This window comes from Candidatus Thiodiazotropha sp. AKAK2 (assembly GCF_058244685.1).
Genome location: NZ_JBSYOP010000028.1, coordinates 25,731 through 42,631 on the forward strand (window position 1 = coordinate 25,731; position 16,901 = coordinate 42,631).

At 54.5% G+C, this 16,901-nt stretch carries 15 protein-coding genes; 7 read left to right on the top strand and 8 right to left on the bottom strand.

Annotated features, from left to right (window positions below):
• Window positions 1–294 precede the first annotated feature (294 nt).
• The 6 genes from AC4IE8_RS12230 to AC4IE8_RS12255 all read left to right on the top strand — a co-directional run bounded on the left by AC4IE8_RS12230 (window position 295) and on the right by AC4IE8_RS12255 (window position 5,793).
• Window positions 295–789 carry a bacteriohemerythrin gene (locus tag AC4IE8_RS12230; RefSeq protein WP_068987442.1) on the top strand — a complete coding sequence of 165 codons (495 nt, stop codon included), beginning with the start codon at window positions 295–297 and terminating at the stop codon, window positions 787–789.
• Between the two features lie 124 nt (window positions 790–913).
• Complete coding sequence (lnt, locus tag AC4IE8_RS12235; protein WP_068987443.1) at window positions 914–2,425, top strand: apolipoprotein N-acyltransferase; 1,512 nt, start codon at window positions 914–916, stop codon at window positions 2,423–2,425.
• Between the two features lie 125 nt (window positions 2,426–2,550).
• Window positions 2,551–3,321, top strand: a complete 771-nt coding sequence (locus AC4IE8_RS12240) for an SDR family oxidoreductase (protein ID WP_068987444.1) — start codon at window positions 2,551–2,553, stop codon at window positions 3,319–3,321.
• Window positions 3,318–3,821: a hypothetical protein gene (locus AC4IE8_RS12245; protein WP_068987445.1), complete on the top strand. Its 504-nt coding sequence runs from the start codon at window positions 3,318–3,320 to the stop codon at window positions 3,819–3,821. The genes AC4IE8_RS12240 and AC4IE8_RS12245 overlap by 4 nt, the downstream gene beginning before the upstream one ends.
• On the top strand, window positions 3,821–5,176 hold the full coding sequence (mpl, locus tag AC4IE8_RS12250) for a UDP-N-acetylmuramate:L-alanyl-gamma-D-glutamyl-meso-diaminopimelate ligase (RefSeq protein ID WP_490791131.1): 1,356 nt from the start codon (window positions 3,821–3,823) through the stop codon (window positions 5,174–5,176). Before AC4IE8_RS12245 ends, mpl begins: the two co-directional genes overlap by 1 nt.
• Window positions 5,177–5,181: 5 nt before the next feature.
• Entirely contained in the window at window positions 5,182–5,793 is a 612-nt protein-coding gene (locus AC4IE8_RS12255; RefSeq protein WP_068987447.1) for a flavin prenyltransferase UbiX, read from the top strand.
• 7 nt (window positions 5,794–5,800) lie between these two features.
• Here AC4IE8_RS12255 and AC4IE8_RS12260 read toward each other — a convergent pair whose 3' ends face one another.
• From AC4IE8_RS12260 to thiD, 8 genes are all read right to left on the bottom strand, one after another.
• A complete protein-coding gene (locus AC4IE8_RS12260) occupies window positions 5,801–6,106 on the bottom strand; it encodes a c-type cytochrome (RefSeq protein ID WP_068987448.1) in 306 nt (101 codons plus the stop codon).
• Between the two features lie 546 nt (window positions 6,107–6,652).
• A complete protein-coding gene (locus AC4IE8_RS12265; protein WP_068987449.1) occupies window positions 6,653–8,992 on the bottom strand; it encodes a sensor domain-containing diguanylate cyclase in 2,340 nt (779 codons plus the stop codon).
• Window positions 8,989–10,863, bottom strand: coding sequence for a PhnD/SsuA/transferrin family substrate-binding protein (locus tag AC4IE8_RS12270; RefSeq protein WP_490791132.1), 1,875 nt, complete (start codon window positions 10,861–10,863; stop codon window positions 8,989–8,991). The genes AC4IE8_RS12265 and AC4IE8_RS12270 overlap by 4 nt, the downstream gene beginning before the upstream one ends.
• A 175-nt stretch (window positions 10,864–11,038) precedes the next feature.
• Window positions 11,039–13,018: a bifunctional DedA family/phosphatase PAP2 family protein gene (locus AC4IE8_RS12275; protein ID WP_490791133.1), complete on the bottom strand. Its 1,980-nt coding sequence runs from the start codon at window positions 13,016–13,018 to the stop codon at window positions 11,039–11,041.
• 35 nt (window positions 13,019–13,053) lie between these two features.
• A complete protein-coding gene (locus tag AC4IE8_RS12280) occupies window positions 13,054–13,257 on the bottom strand; it encodes a hypothetical protein (RefSeq protein WP_490791134.1) in 204 nt (67 codons plus the stop codon).
• 2 nt (window positions 13,258–13,259) lie between these two features.
• Window positions 13,260–14,546, bottom strand: coding sequence for a glutamate-1-semialdehyde 2,1-aminomutase (hemL, locus tag AC4IE8_RS12285; protein WP_490791135.1), 1,287 nt, complete (start codon window positions 14,544–14,546; stop codon window positions 13,260–13,262).
• On the bottom strand, window positions 14,533–15,189 hold the full coding sequence (gene thiE / locus AC4IE8_RS12290) for a thiamine phosphate synthase (RefSeq protein ID WP_490791136.1): 657 nt from the start codon (window positions 15,187–15,189) through the stop codon (window positions 14,533–14,535). Before thiE ends, hemL begins: the two co-directional genes overlap by 14 nt.
• The gene (gene thiD / locus AC4IE8_RS12295; RefSeq protein WP_068987455.1) at window positions 15,186–16,007 is read right to left on the bottom strand and encodes a bifunctional hydroxymethylpyrimidine kinase/phosphomethylpyrimidine kinase; all 822 of its coding nucleotides are present in this window, start codon (window positions 16,005–16,007) and stop codon (window positions 15,186–15,188) included. Before thiD ends, thiE begins: the two co-directional genes overlap by 4 nt.
• A gap of 330 nt (window positions 16,008–16,337) precedes the next feature.
• Here thiD and AC4IE8_RS12300 point away from each other — a divergent pair, with 330 nt between their 5' ends.
• Window positions 16,338–16,814, top strand: a complete 477-nt coding sequence (locus AC4IE8_RS12300) for a DUF5063 domain-containing protein (RefSeq protein WP_068988493.1) — start codon at window positions 16,338–16,340, stop codon at window positions 16,812–16,814.
• Window positions 16,815–16,901 lie beyond the last annotated feature (87 nt).

The window sequence follows — 16,901 nt, forward strand, 5'->3', positions numbered from 1 at the left end:
CCCAGCGGCGTTATCATTCGCTCATGTAGCCGAGCTACACTGCACTCATTCTGCCTTGCAGGGCATAAAAACAGTCGCAGCAGGACGTATTGGATTCGTGTTAACAGGCCCTAGCCAAAGAGGTGGCTGAATAAGGCTATGATATAAAATATCCGCTGAATGAGTATGCCGATCAATCCGCCGCGAATGAAGGCTTTGATTGCGCGTGACTGAGTGCATTGGCGGCGTTCCGCAAGCTTGATGATCGGCACTTCGGTGTCTTGATGCCGTTGCGTGGCTTGTTCAGGGATTACAATGGATTTCTACTCAGAGGGACTTACCATGATCAAGGTTGAGTGGCGCCAGGAGTTTGAAGTTGGCTATGAGCGAATCGATTTCGAACACAGGATCTTTTTGGGTTTGATCTGCGATGCCTCAGTGGCGTTGGAGCTTGGTTTGGATCACCAGCGAATCCTTCGACACCTTGAGGAGATCAAGCATTACGCGCTGTTTCACTTTATCAGTGAAGAGAACATCATGCTCGATATCGACTATCCAGGCTTGGAAAGTCAAAAAAATGAGCACCAGATACTGCTTGCGCAACTGGACGATAAAATACACCAGTATCGAAATGAGGTGATGGATTTGGCCACCATAGTCGAGTTTCTTTTTGAATGGTTTGCGTTGCACACCACCCAGGCCGATACCCGATTGGGGCGTTATATCAGATCGTCTCAGAGTCGAGCTGCTTTTCCGTTTCCCCCTGAGACGCTTGGGCTGCCGCTCAATGAGTCCGTGAACACGGGATGAGTCCACCGCTTGCTGCTACAATAGTGCGCCTTTACGCCTTCCGTCGGAGCCATGTTGATTCTGGGTCCTTACAGGAATTGCTTGGATAAATGATAAATAGATAGGACCAGTCAGCAGGTAGAGCATGAATGATCGTGGTATGACTCGTTTGCTGTTACGCGCACCTGCTGTTTTTGCGGCCCTAGCCGGTGCATTGACCACCCTGGCGTTTGCACCGTTCGATCTCTGGATCATGGCGGTACTGGGTCCGATGCTGCTGTTTCTGATCTGGCAGAAGACGCCTGGCCCCTCCTTCAAGAGCGGTTTTTTCTACGGCTTCGGATTGCTTGGTACCGGGGTCTCCTGGCTCTATGTCAGCATTGCCCAGTTCGGTGATCTGGGGTGGCTGTTTCCACTCATCATTACCCTCGGATTCATTCTTTTAATCTCCCTCTACTACGGTCTGCTCGGCTGGTTGGCCGGGCGATTCGACGGTTTCGGCGCAGGCCAGAAGCTGGCTCTGATCTATCCGGCTCTGTGGGTGTTGATGGAGTGGTTCCGGGGCTGGTTTTTAACCGGCTTTCCCTGGTTGCAGCCCGGCTACTCGCAACTCGATTCGCCGCTGGCCGGATATGCCCCGCTGCTGGGTGTGTTGGGGGTGAGCTGGATGGTCATGCTCAGCGCGGGACTGCTCAGCTGTCTGCTGATCGGTAAAAGCGGTCGGCTGTGGCGGGTTACTGCGCTGGCGCTGATCTGGCTGGGCGGCTGGTGGTCCACGAATATCGAGTGGAGTCGGCCTGCCGGTGACCCCCTGTCGGTGGCGCTGATCCAGGGCAACATCCCACAAGCGCAAAAGTGGCTGCCGGAGCAGTTGTCGCCAAGTTTGGTGCTGTATGCCAACCTGACCAAGGAGAATCTGGACAGGGATCTGATCATCTGGCCGGAGACGGCGGTTTCAGCCTTTCAGTTTCAGGTGGAAGAGGCTTTTATCGTACCGCTGGAGAGGCTTATCAGGGAGTCCGGTACCAACCTGGTGTTCGGTGTGGTGCAGATGGACCGGCAGCGGGATAACTACTACAACGCGCTGGTCTCCCTGGGTAATGAGGAGCGTGACCACTACTACAAAGGTCACCTGGTGCCATTTACCGAGTATCTGCCATTCAAAGTCCTGCTCTGGCCACTGGTGGATCTGTTCACCATTCCGATGTCGGATTTCTCAGCGCGGCAGGCACCGAAGCCGTTGATGCAGGTAGGTGATCATACCGTGGGTATGTCGATCTGTTACGAGGATGCCTTCGGTAGCGAAATGATCCTGGCACTGCCTGAGGCGGACTATCTGATCAATGTCAGCAATGATGCCTGGTTCGGTAACTCCCTGGCCCCCCATCAGCATCTGCAGATCGCCCGCATGCGCGCCCTGGAGAGCAGCCGCTACTTGTTGCGATCGACCAATACCGGTGTCTCGGCGATCATTGCGCCGAATGGCAAGCTTGCCGCAGTCTCGCCGCTGCTCGAAGAGGATGTTCTGCAGGGGGAGATTGTGCCGTTGAGCGGCCAAACCCCCTATGCTTGGAGTGGCAATCCAGCCATTCTGCTGTTATTGCTGATGAGCCTGATACCGGCCTTGGCACAGCTTGTTAAGAAGCGTCGTACCTGATCGATTGAATATGAGAATTACCTCCGGTTGGTGGAGGTTCAAATGCGCAATCTATTGTGATTGAATGTGTTTCAAAGGGAGATTGAACCGATGACCAGCCAACTGACCAGCCCCCTGATTGCCACATGAAAAAACGTGTTTTGATTACCGGTGCTTCATCCGGCTTTGGTGAGGCTTGTGCTCGCCGCTTCTCTGAGGCCGGTGATGATCTGGTGCTTTGCGCCAGGCGAATGGATCGACTGCAGGCCTTGGGTGACGAACTCTCTGGCCAGTCTGAAGTGTTGATTCAAACCCTGGATGTGACCGATCCACAGGCGGTGGAGGGTTTCCTCGAGGCGCTGCCGGAAGCGAGCCGGGAAATCGACGTGCTGGTCAATAACGCGGGTCTGGCACTGGGCTTGCAGCCCGCACACGAAGCTGACCTGCAGGATTGGCAGACGATGGTGGATACCAACATCAAGGGCTTGATGCACATGACCCGGCTGATCCTGCCAGGCATGGTGCAGCGGCGCCGGGGGCACATTATCAATATCGGTTCGGTGGCCGGCAGCTGGCCCTATCCGGGTGGCAATGCCTATGGGGCGACCAAGGCGTTTGTGCAGCAGTTCAGTCGTGGTCTGAAGGCGGATCTGGTCGGTACCCCACTGCGGGTAACCAATATCGAGCCAGGGCTGGCAGAGACTGAGTTTTCCCTGGTGCGTATGAAAGGTGATGCGCAACAGGCCGCCGATGTCTATCAGGGTACTCAGCCCCTGACCGGGCCGGATATCGCTGAAATCGTCTATTGGGTCACGGCCCTGCCGCCTCATGTCAATATCAATGCCCTGGAAGTGATGCCCGTTTGTCAGGCGTGGAGTCCTTTTGCAGTGGACCGAACTCTGGGTAAGGATCTTTGAAGGCACTGATCAGCGCAGCAATCGATCTCTGCCTGTTGCGGCGGAGTCCTCAGGATATTCCGGCTTCCTCCGTTCTGTTGTGGTTCACCGCCATGCTGAATATGCTGGCCGGCGTATTGATGTTGATGGATGCCGATTCGAATCCGTTAAAGGCGATAGGACAGACCCTGTTCGAATTGGCCCTGATGGTGAGTGCCCTGTATGCCGCTCTGCTGCTGAATGGGCGTCTGGAGCGATTCATCCAGGCGGCAACCGCGTTGATGCTGTGTGGCTTTCTGCTGGGTATGCTGGCGCTGCCTCTGATTGCCTGGGGTAAACAGAACCAGTCGGCAGAAGCCGGTATTCTGTTCCTGCTGGTATTTGGCTGGGGTGTGGTTGTGATCGGTCATATCCTCAGACACACCTTTGAGTTTTCTCTCAATGTGGGGATCGCCATCGCGTTGCTCTATACCCTGCTTGCCGGTACTCTGGTGGCTCTGATCTTTCCGGTAACTGGCTGATGCATCTACATATCCTTGGAATCTGCGGGACCTTCATGGGGGGCATCGCACTACTGGCGAGGGCGCTTGGCCATCAGGTCAGTGGTTCCGATGCCAATGTCTATCCGCCGATGAGCACCCAGCTGGAACAGGCTGGCATCAAACTGATGGAGGGTTTCGAAGCGGAACAGCTGCAACCGGCGCCGGACGTGGTGGTCGTGGGCAATGCCATGTCACGAGGAAATCCGGCGGTGGAGTACATGCTCGATCAGGGCCTGGTCTATACCTCCGGGCCCCAGTGGCTGGCTGAACATGTGCTGCAGGATCGCTGGGTGCTGGCTGTTGCGGGCACTCATGGAAAAACCAGTACCTCCAGTCTGCTCGCCTGGATTCTGCAGGAGGCAGGACTGGAACCCGGTTTTCTGATTGGCGGCGTACCGGAGAATTTCGGCGTCTCTGCACGCCTGGGGAAGACCCCCTTCTTTGTGGTCGAGGCGGATGAGTACGATACCGCCTTCTTCGATAAACGCTCGAAGTTCGTCCACTACAGACCCAGAACTCTGGTGTTGAACAACCTGGAGTTCGATCATGCCGATATCTTCGATGATCTGGCTATGATTCAACGTCAGTTTCACCATCTGGTGAGGACTGTCCCCGCTCAGGGTCTGATAATCTGCCCGAGTCGTGATCAAGCGCTTGCCGAGGTGATCGGGATGGGCGCCTGGACACCGATTGAACGCTTTGATCCGACCGAAGAGACAGACTGGCATGGGGCCAATGCGACGCCGGATGGACAGGCTTTCGATGTGGTTTGCAAGAACCAGCCACAGGGTCGTGTCGAATGGGATCTGTTGGGCCAGCATAATCTGGCCAATGCCCTGACTGCGATTGCCGCGGCCCGTCATGCCGGAGTTCCTCCCGGCGTCTCGATAGCAGCGCTGTCGAGTTTCAGGAATGTGAAACGGCGCATGGAGCTGCGTGGAGAGGTGGCCGGTATCAGGGTCTATGATGACTTCGCTCACCACCCTACCGCCATCGAGACCACCCTTGACGGTTTGCGTAAACGGGTTGGTGAGGCACGCATCATTGCGCTGCTTGAACCCCGCTCAAACACCATGAAACAGGATATTCATACCGGGCGTTTGAGTGGTTCGCTTGAAGCGGCTGACCGAATTCTGCTGTTTGCCCCGGAGGATCTTCAGTGGGATGCCGTTTCCGTGATGGCCCCGCTGGGTGATCGGGCAGAGGTATTTCAAACAACTCAGGGGATGGTTGAGCGGGTCAAGGCGATGGCTGAGCCGGGTGACCATGTCCTGGTGATGAGTAACGGTGGATTCGAGGCGATTCATCAACGCCTGCTGGATGCCTTACAATAGTGTCTATGAGTATCGAGACCAATCCTATTGCCGTGGCGATTACCGGGGCGTCCGGCAGTGCCTATGCGCTGCGCCTTATCGAATCTCTTCTCCAGGCGGGGGAGCCGCTCTATCTGATGATCAGTCAGGCTGCGCAAGTGGTGCTGCGCATGGAATCCGGTCTGGAGTTGCCCTCCCAGCCCGGTGAGATTCAGAAGATACTCTGTGAACGATTCAATGCCACAGCGGAACAGTTGCAGGTGTTTGGTCGACAGCAGTGGATGGCGCCGGTAGCCAGCGGCTCCAATCCACCCAGGGCGATGGTGGTCTGCCCCTGTACGGTGGGAGCCCTCTCCGCGATTGCCTGTGGCGCCAGCAACGATCTGATGGAGCGGGCAGCCGATGTGGTGCTGAAAGAGCGACGCAAACTGATCCTGGTGGTCAGGGAGACCCCCTTTTCAGAGATCCATCTGGAAAATATGTTGAAACTGAGTCGTATGGGGGCGGTGATCATGCCGGCCAATCCGGGCTTCTACCATAATCCGCAACGTGTTGAGGATATCGTTGACTTCATGGTGTCACGCATTCTCGATCAGCTGGGTGTGGAGAACCGCCTCTCCCCAAGATGGGGAGAGTAGCGGAGGTTTACATAGCTTTCAGGTAAGCGGCAACCTGTTCAGCCTGCGGTTGACTGATGTTGGGGAATGCGGGCATCAGATGGCCGCCATTGATGATCTTTGCAGAGATCTCTTCCGGGCTGGCCTCACTGCCCGCGAGTTTGAGTAGCCCGAATTTGCCCTGACCATTCTCACCATGGCAGCTTGCACAGGCGTTGGCATAGATATCCATACCATCCATCCCGGTGATGGGTTTGAAATCGTTCGAATCACTGCATCCGGTGAGCGACAGGGCCAGTAGGCTGACACCTGACAGGTAAGTCGTTTTCTTCATCTTGAAACCTCTGAATCAAATAAGCGCTGTTCTGCTACATTCATGTTTGGCTGAGCCATTAAATTATTATTAACCCGACTGTTTATAAGTTTGTGTAAGCAGCCGACGGCGCAGATAGTACTTTTTTTTAACTGCCAGGGATAGGCTGGGGCTGCTTCAGGGGCGAGTGGTTTAAGGATTCAGTGAATAGGGTCAAACATTTCGCATTGGTTACAATTTTGTCATCCCAGTAGAGTGCTTCGACGACTGAAAGAGACGTTATGTTGTGCAGGATCAGTCATTGGTGGGGCATGGCCCCACCCTACACCCTGAAATCATTGGTAGGGTGGGGCCATGCCCCACCAAATACGCTTTGAATAAACACAATGAAGCGCCTTGGTGCTTACTGAGCCACGATCCGTTTTAATGTTGATGGTCGGGTTAGTAATCAGGTGAAGCATCGCCATGCTCATCGAATAAGCGCAGACGCACTGATTTTTCCGGACAGCTTTGTCATCTCATGTAGAGTGTTTCGACGACTGAATGAGACGTTTATGTTGTTCAGGATCAGAAGACCGTGCTGCGGTTGCGTCCCTTCTGTTTGGATTCGTAGAGGGCGCTGTCAACCCTTTTCAGCAACGAGTGAATGTTGTCTGAGGGCCTGACCACGCTGGCGCCAAAGCTGGCCGTGATACAGCCGACCTCTTCATGTTCATACTGTTGAATGGCATTGCGCAGGGATTCAACCAGGGATCTCAGCTCCTTGGTATCGATTAGCGGTGCGATGATCATAAACTCTTCACCACCCCAACGGGCCAGAACATCGGATTTACGAATTCTATTGTTCAAAAGATCAACGGTGTTTATTAGTACCTTATCCCCCATGTCGTGGCCGTATGTGTCATTGATCTTTTTGAAGTGATCCAGATCGAGCATGATCAAACCGAAACGGTTATTGGTCAGGCTGGCCCAGGCGATCTGGTTTTTCAGCTCTTCATCGAATTTCATTCGATTGTAGATCTGGGTCAGCCGGTCTGTTTCAGCAATGTGCTGCAGTTGCTTTTCCATCTCCACGGTCTCGGTGATATCCCGATGCGACTCGATGATCTGAATGATGTTTTCTCCACTATCATCGAATATGGGGGTAGCCCGGACATCCACGTGGATGATGTTGCCCTGATGGTCATAGTGTTTGTGGACCACCGATACGGCAGTTCTCTTCTCCAGGATCTGCTTGATCGGGCAGGGATCCAGCTGGCCTTTGCAGGGATTGCTGCGTTTGTGCGAAAGACGATAACAGGTTATCTCGGGATCAATGGTTTGACCCTTGTTATAAAGGTCGAGTGCCGACTGATTGATTAGCTTCAGTTCGTAGCTTTCAATGTCGATGACCATGGTCGGGTCGGGGATGGTGTCAACCACTTTCTGGATGTAGTCCCGGGATTGGGTAAGGCGTTCCTCTGCCTCTTTCAGTGGGGTGACATCATTGATATGGACATAGAAACCGGTCAATTTTCCCAGTTTGTCGCGAATTACATGGGCTGTTTCCTGTATCCACCGGGTTCGCTTGTCGCGCCCGACAATCAGATAGGGATCATGGCTGAATGTGTTCAATCCTTTGTTTTCGGCCTCCAGTGTCTCCTGAGTGTATTTTTCCAGGTAGCGACTGTCGATCATGCTGGAGTAAGTGACCTTACCTGAGGCGAAGTGATCGGCACCGTAATCGAGTAACTCTTCGATATTGGACGAGATAAACTCGATCGGCCAGCCAATTTCATTACGTAACTTGGCGATGATGCCCGGACTGCTCAGAAAGAGTTCATGCTCATAGGATATCTTGCGATTCAAGTCCTGAATCTGCTGTTCATGAGTCTGCCGTTTTTCCCTGTGCCACAACGCCACACCCAATATGATTGCAAACAGGAAGAAGCTCAGCAGCAACAGCGGAATGGTTTTGGAGAGCTCTCTCCAGAGTTTTACCTCGATCAGTTGTTTGGGAACATGCAACATCAGCCACAAGCAGCTGTTGCAGTTTGATGCCAGTTGGTTCCTACCGGATGGATCGATCTGATTATATGTATAAAGACCCAGTTGATTGAGCAGTTGGCCCTGTCTGTTGTTCAGGGTGGCCTGCCAGGCTACTTCGTGTTCAAGGGTGATTCTTGACTGCGGACTGTCAGGAAACATGAAACCCCAGTCATTGGCCGCATTAGGGCTGACCAGGCTATACCCCTGCCAGTTAAGTAACATCGAATGCCCCGAATAGCTGGCGGTTACACTGCGAAATTTATCCAGCAGATTTTTTGCTAGATAGTTGACGATGATCACCCCGTCAGGCTGGCCATCGTGTCGGTTGATCCGGGTGCTGAAGCGGATCGTCGGTTTCAAAGGCAGCTCGATCTGTTTCCGTTCAATATTCAGATCGAGAAGTGAGTTCCAGATATCTCCGCTGGGGGTGTTGATGGCCTCGATGAAATAGTAGCGATGGCGTTTCGACTGCAATTTCTGTTCGGGTGTGGCAGCCGCCTTTTGATTGCTGTAGTTGATCCTTATGGTCTCTTGCCCCTGGTCGTCGAGAAAACGAATCTGATCGTAACGCGCTCTCTGTTCCGCCACGGATATCCATAATTGCTGCAGCTCATTGATCACATTTCTGGGTTTGATGAGGCTGTCCAGTTGATGCAGTTTGTATTGCTCGGTCAGCAGTTTCAGGTCTGAGTGGATTTCTGAAAATGACAGGTTGAGCTGGTCTCTCACCTGGCCGGCGAGAATATTCGATTCAAGTTTTAACTCACTTGTTACCCGGTCCCTGGTCTGATTGTGGATCATCCAGAAGGTCAGACTGGTCAACACGACCAATGGGATGAGAAACAGGAGATAGTAGCGGAGGAATCTGCCGGTGTTCATGGGGCCGTTTGTGGCGACTCGGATGGTGGCTGATCAGAGGTCAATGCATGAAGAACGATAACGGCCCCGTCTACCTCATCACCCTTCATGATCGGTGTGCTGGTAAATTCAATCTGCAGTGGATTGCCTTCCTTGCTCCAAATGGTGTTCCGTTCTCCATGACGGGTCTCCCCACTCTTCAATACATCCAGAATTGGTGATTGGTCGGTCGTTTTGTCTGTGTTGTCGTCACTGCTGTGGTTGCCCAGGCTGCGACTCTCTTCGCCGATCATCTCTTCGACTTTGTATCCCAACAGTTCCGCCGCCGCCGGATTGACAAATGTATACCTGGCTTTACTATCAAGGCCGATGATGCCATCGCCAGCGATATTGAGAATCAGCTCTTTCTGCTGTTGAGCGAGAAGACTTTGTGCTTCGAGCTTTTTGTATTTATCGATGTCATCGATTACGGCTACCAGATAATCGACTTGGTTATTCGCATCCGGTTTTGTGGAGAGGGAGAGCTGTATCCATTTTTTTTGCCCATTGGCGCAGTTGATACGCAGTTGTAACGACGTGCTGGAGAGCTTGTTTTTGCAGAGCTGGTCGATTGCTTTGATGCAGGTCGGAAGATCGCTACTGACGAGGATGTCTTTCAGATTGATATCCTGCAGCAGTTGCCTGTCGAGCGAAATGATATCGCAGAGTTTCTGATTCATCTGCAAAAAATGCCCGGATGTTGTGACATGAGCTAATCCAACCGCCGCTTTTTCAAATGTGGCTAACTGGGCTTCGCGGCTGAGTTCCAGGGTTGTTTTGTGTTCGGATAAGCTGCGATTGAGGCGGATGATCCTGAAGCTGAGCGTGGCGATGGATAGCAGTACGATCAAAGTCAGCAGATACCAATGCCAATGTTGACTCAAACTTGCGAAGAATTTTTCATCGATCTGCATGTCATAGGGTGGCAGTGCAAGCAGTCTGAGCAGGTCGTCGACCGGCTGATAGTTCTCCGGGATTGTCCAGCCGTGGATGCGGGCATCGGATGCCGCCGGATGGTTTGTCGGCATGCTCAGCAGTGTAATGGCGACATTACGGGCCAGTTCCAGAGGTGTGTGCGACAGCATGGCCAGGGGCCACTCCGGGTATAGGGGCGTACTGACCTGATGGGGAAACTGTTTGTATTTCTTGGGTGACAGTACGCGAAGGTTGCTGATTTTCAACAGCTCCTCATTGGACATCCTCTCAAGGGTATCCGTCCTGACAATACCCGCATCGGCTTTACGCTGCTGGATTGCGTTGACCACCGCATCATGGGTATTCAGAAACATCAGGGAGGCAAAGTCCCAGCGGTCCAGGTCAGCGGACAGCAGCTCACGTTGTGCCATATTCCAGCCACCTAACGAGGTGGGATGTACCGCGGCAACCCGATGGTTTTTCAGGTCGCTCAACTCCTTGATCTCAGTATTGTCGGCCAGGGTGAAAATCACGCTGCCGAATTTGGAGCTGCCATACTCGGATGAGAGTTCATTGACCAGTGTGAGTATGCGTCGTGCGCCATATCTGACTGACAGATCGACGTAGATCCCGGAGTTGACGATGACAAAATCAACCAGTCGGTTTTTAACGATAATCGGAATATCGTCAAAACTCATTGGTATGATGGTGAATTTATACTCGGGCAACTGTTCCGATAGGTAGGCAGCGGTTGCATCCCAGCGTTGATGGCTTATTTCAAATCCGCGTTTCGCCAGCACCCCGATGCGTACTTCGTCAGCATCAGCCCACGCGTTGGAGCTGATGATCAGCAGGCAAAACAGTAGGCAGAGTGACCTGACCGCCATGGCTGGTTTGGTTGTGGATAAAGCAGGGATCACACTATTGCCTACGCTCAATATATCTCTAATCGGTATTATAATTCTTCCGGCCTCTCTGGTGTAATCGGCAGCGGTAGAGCCAGCTTTAATCGCCAGGATGCCGGAGTTCTCTTGGTTTCAGTTTTTGAAATTCTATAATTTCAGAAGGTTGAGGTAAAAGAGCATAATCTACCCCAAGATGATCAGAAGCGTGCTAATCGGCAAAAAGCAAGATTTTTCCCGATGCTGAATGGTGACTGATTCCGTCAACTGACATCTGATCATCCAGAAACTGGGTTCTCGCCAGATGGAAATCCACGTCTGTTCTGGGGACCACCAGTATACCGAAAGATAGTTCGGCCTGTTGGCTCGATACATTTCCCACATACAGCGGCTTGTCAGGGGCGTCGATCGAAACGGCGGTTCGCCATAGGCGCACCACTAAGCGTTTGTCGGTGGTGAGGTTTTTTACCATCACCAACGCCTCATGTCTGGCATCGTGTACATGGGGCAGCAGCGGCAGTCCGGTCAGCGGAGTGCTGGGGGAGAGAAGCTTCAACGCGTTGCTCCAGTCGAGCATTTCAGCGGATTGCCAGCCTTGACGCTGAAGCTGGCGCTGCATGATCTGCAGATCACCGGCAAATTGCAGATTCAACGGGTGGTTGCCTTCACCCCGTATGTCGTGTCGGTGGGTCGGGATATCCAGCTGGCCTGACCGCCATGCCTGCTGAAATACGATCTGATTCGTTGTGGTTTGTTGCTGATAGGGTTTCAGGATTTCCGGCAGCTGCCATGACTGGAAGGTGAGGTAGAGGGCCAGTGTTGTCAAACTGGCGACAACGATGGCGAGATGGCGGGATTCCGCGCTCACATGGCGGGCATAGGCGATACCAAGCAGGGCGATCCAGGCCAGCCCCAGGGTTATGCTGCCGAAGATGTCGGTTAACCAGTGAACCCCCAGATAGAGTCTCGACAGGGCGACCGCACCGACCAGGGCGGCAGCGATGCTGTAGGGCAGCCAGCGCCAGTCGTGACTCAGTCCCCTGGCAACCATGATCGATAGAAAGCCATACAGGGTGACGCTGCGTAACACATGGGCGCTGGGAAACGACCAGGGGCCCAGGGTTGATGGGGCGGATTCCGGGCGGGGGATCTGTAACCCGTACTTCAACAGCAACGGCGCAAGAATGCCGAAGCCGATGGCGGCAAGCAGATAATTGAGCGTCCGGTAGTGCCCTTGCAGGATCAGCAAGATGGCTGACACAACACCAACGATGATGATGGTGGAGAGATCTCCAAGGCTGGTCAGCAGGTAGATGAACTGGTCGCCCCAGGGGGTACGCAGGCTCTGCAGACCATTGTGGATGATCTCATTGGCGGATTGCATCAGTGTGCCGCCGACCATCGCGCCGAGCAGTAACATGAACAGCAGTGTGGCCAGCAGCAGCAAAGTCGCGAGAAAGGCGAGGCCTCTGGCTTCGGGGTGATTGGGATCCGCCAGTGCTGCAGAAATGGAGCGGAATCCCCGGTGTCGCTGTCCCCAGTCGAATCCCCATTGGACGATATCCCTGGCATGAGGCTGCAGCAGGCGGAACAGGGTGTGAGCCAGCTTGAACAACCCCCAGGCCAACACCAGCAACAGCAACAGCAGAATCACCAGCCTGAAGGTGACCTCGGAGGCGAGTTCAAGGGAGGCGCCGAAAACAATCCCGGGTAGCAGATAGGCTGGCGCCCAGACCAGTGCCGAGCTGAGATTGGCGAGCAGAAAGCGCATCGGTGTCATGCCCATCATCCCCGCCACCAGCGGAATGATCGCTCTTACCGGTCCGAAGAAGCGCCCGATGGCAACGCTCTTGCCGCCATACTTCTCGAAGAATCTGATGCCTCGGTGGAGGGTTTCGGGGTATCGGCTGAACGGCCATATCTGCCGCAGGCCATCCTGATAGTGTCGGCCGAGCCAGAAACTGAGACTGTCACCGGCTACCGCACCCGCCACCGCCCACCAGAAAACAGGCCAGAACTGCAGCGTGCCGGTTGCGATGAGTGCACCGAAGCCGAACATGGCGATCACGCCGGGGACCAGCAGGCCGACGATGGCCACAGATTCCGAAAATGCCACTAAAAACACCGACAGGCCGGCCCAAATGGGGTTTTCACCGATCCAGGTCAGCAGGGCGCCGAACAGCTCACCCATCGGTCGGCAGGTCCGGTTGGTGGTTTGATCGGTGGCTAGTCAGTCTGCAGATGCTGTTCACGCTCCTTTTGATACTCCTGGTAACTCTGCTTTTGCTCGTCACAGGCCCGACTGTCCTGCTGCTCCATACACTGTCGATGGCGATGGGATTCCAGCGCCTCGTAAGTCACCAGTTTGGCGCGCTCCGTGGAGCAGCCGCCGAGCTGAATTAGGATCAATGCGGGCAGCAGGCGGACCATGGTTAACCGGCGAGGTTCTGGAAAGCGCCAGTGGCCGCCTCGATGGTGGCCTTCAGATCCTCATCAGAATGGGCCTCGGAGACGAAGCCGGCCTCGAATGCGGATGGCGCCAGGTAGATGCTCCGATCGAGCATGGCATGATAAAAGGCTTTGAAACGGTTCTGGTCACAGGCCATGGCGCCCTGGAAGTCGTTGACCGTTTCCTGGTCGGTGAAAAACAGACCGAACATCCCGCCCACATGGTTTTCCGCCAGTGGGATACCGGCGGATTTGGCCTCAGCCATGATGCCGGATACCAGATTTTCAACCTTGCCGGAGAGTCGATCATAAAATCCCGGCTCGGAGATCAGTTCCAGGGTTTTCAGGCCGGCGGTCATGGCTACCGGATTGCCGGACAGGGTGCCAGCCTGATAGACCGGACCCAGCGGTGCAATCTGTTGCATGATATCGAGTCTGCCGCCAAAGGCCCCGACCGGCATACCGCCGCCAATGACCTTGCCGAGGGTGGTCAGATCCGGTTTGATGCCGTATACCGCCTGTGCACCACCGAGGGCTACCCGAAAGCCGGTCATCACCTCATCGAAGATCAACACTGCGCCATATTGGTCACACACCTCCCGCAGGGTTTGCAGGAAGCCGGCTTGCGGCGGGATGCAGTTCATATTGCCGGCCACCGGTTCCACAATGATTGCCGCAATCTGCTCGCCATACTGCTTGAAGGCGTCCCTCACCTGTTCACTGTTGTTATAGCTCAGGGTAAGGGTGTGCTCCGCCAGACTGGCGGGGACGCCAGGTGATGAGGGCTCACCCAGGGTCAGCATGCCGGAGCCTGCCTTGACCAGCAGGGAATCGGAGTGGCCGTGGTAGCAACCCTCGAATTTGACGATTTTGTCGCGACCGGTAAATCCTCTGGCCAGGCGTATGGCGGACATGGTGGCTTCGGTGCCTGAGCTGACCATACGCACCAGTTCCATGCTGGGGACCAGTTCGCAGACCCGGTCGGCCATCTCTGTTTCCAGCTCGGTTGGAGCGCCGAAGCTGAGCCCCTTGTTGATCACTGAGGAGACCGCTTCAATCACCTCGTGGTGGGAGTGGCCCAGAATCATCGGCCCCCAGGATCCCACATAGTCGATGTAGCGCTTGCCGTCCGGATCGTAGAGATAGGGGCCTGCTGCACAGTCGACGAATACCGGGTCTCCACCAACCCCGTTAAAGGCTCTGACCGGGGAGTTCACGCCTCCCGGGATATGTTGTTTTGCACGACCAAAGAGTTCCTCAGAACGACTCATTATTATTCTCCTGCGGCGAAAATAGGGCACTCAGGCGACGACTTGCTGCCTCGACATCCGGTTGTCCGAAGACAGCCTCGATGACGGCCAGCATATCGGCGCCTACGGCGATCAGTTGGGCGCCATTCTCATGGCTAATGCCGCCGATGGCAACCAGTGGTTTACGAATTGTCTGTCTGGCGGATACCAACAGCTCGGGTTCCGCCGATACGGCATCGGGTTTTGTCCGGGATGGGAAGAAGCGTCCGAAGGCGACGTAATCGGCACCGTTTTCCGCCGCTTCGCTGGCCAGCTCCAGACGGTTGTAGCATGAGACACCGATCACCGCTGTCGGTCCAAGGCGCTCTCTGGCTTCTGACAGGGTGGTATCCTCGCGTCCGAGATGGACCCCATGGGCTTTGCTGGCCAGCGCCAGCTCAATGTCATCGTTGATGATCAACAGGGCATTGGCTCGTTCGCACAACATGAGAATTTCGCGAACCTGTTCTGTAGAGCCGGCTCGCTCCTGGCGTTTGTCACGGTACTGGATGATCCGCGCCCCACCGGTCAGCGCCGCTTCCACCTGTTGAACAATTCGTTCTGGCGGGCAGAGCCTGCTATCGGTGATGGCATAGAGTCCGCGGTATCTGTCTGTGTCGGTCATCGGTTGTTGTTTGATAGGGCTTCAAACCAGCGGTTTGGTATGGACTGACATCGGCCGGTGCGATAGCCCTGCTGCAGGCAGTTCCAGCTGTAGTCGAGCGCGTTCCGAGTGGCATTTTCAAGGGACTCACCTCGACCGATCCTGGCTGCCAGCGCGGCCGCCAGAGTGCAGCCGGATCCATGATACTCACCCGGCAGGCGGGGATGTTGCCTGATCAGGGTCTGCTTGTCGGCTCGATAAAGTCGATTGATGACCCGGTTCGGCTCATTCTCATCATGGGTTCCGGTAATCAATACCGATCGGCAACCCAGTTGCAGCAGTATCTGCGCGTGCCGATCCAGGCTGGCCGAACTGCTGTCACGGGAGAGGCGGGCCGCTTCCACCGTGTTGGGAGTGATCAGCATGCATAGAGGCAGCAACTCCTCACGGATTTTATCCAGTAGCTGTTCACTGGAGAGCTCACTACCGCCGCCTGCGGCCAACACCGGATCGAGGATCACAGGGATCTGAGGTGAGGTCTTGAGCAGTCTGGTCACCCCATCAATGGCCTGGCAGCTGCCGAGCAGGCCGATTTTGATGGCTGTGACCGTACAATCCTCCAGTACCGCCTCGCACTGAGCTGTGAGGTGCTCTACGGCTAATGGAATCAACTGGCTGACATTGCAGCTGTCCTGCACGGTCAGGCAGGTCAAAGCGGTTGTCGGATGGCAGCCATTGGCGCCAATCGCTTCAATATCCGCTTGAATGCCGGCACCGCCACCTGGGTCGTGTCCACCGATGGCCAGTACCACCGGACGATGTTCATTCTCGTTGTGCATTCGTCCATTGTATCCCGATTTGGCCTCAAACAGTCACTCGACAGATCGCATTGCCATTTCTCTGCCGGCCAGGTAGATTGCGCCGGGTTTTCTGTAAATCCAGTAATTCTGAGTCCGGTTTGGCAGTTTTGCTGAAAGGCAGCCTATATATTTTATTTATCAAACTGCCCAGGGAGATTAAGGGTTTTTCCTAGGATTGATCGTGATCACTGCTAGAATCTGGTATGTGCGACATACCAAAGTACCATGCAGCTGTCTCAAAGAGATCAGGAAAAGATCTCCTGGTACAAACAAGGAAGAAGTAGCAAGAATAGCTGTGAGGAAGAGACTATGAGTCCAAATGTACAAAAACTCGAAACGTTGGCTAGGCGATATTGTGAGTTGGTCGAATCGTTGAATGACGGCAATACTGAATGGTTACAGGAGGTAGCCGGTCTGTTGCCCCGTCTGCATGAGGCGGTGAACGCGTTGAATTTGCCGACACCCCGAAACACCCACTATACGGCTGCTGATCTGGATGCCCGGTTTGAACTCTACACATTCCTGAGGACCCTGTTGGGAGAGAGAGACGGTTATTGGATGGAGTTTGACGTGGCCGGTGACGGGCAGAGTATGAGTGGCAGTCTGGCTGATGATCTGACCGATATCTACTGTGAACTCAAAAGTGGATTGAATCTGCTCGATGGCGAGCCGGAACAGGCGGTTGAGGGTTGGCATAAGGGTTTTCACCTGCACTGGGGACAGCACCTGTTGGACGCGGAGCGTCATCTGTTTGAGCTGAATGCAAGAAACCAGCTCGCGATGTAGATCTGCGCCAGCTTGGTAAAAACCAACTTATATTCTAAGTTAATTGGCAATGGAGCCGGTTTTCTTGGTAATATGCTCCCTATTCAG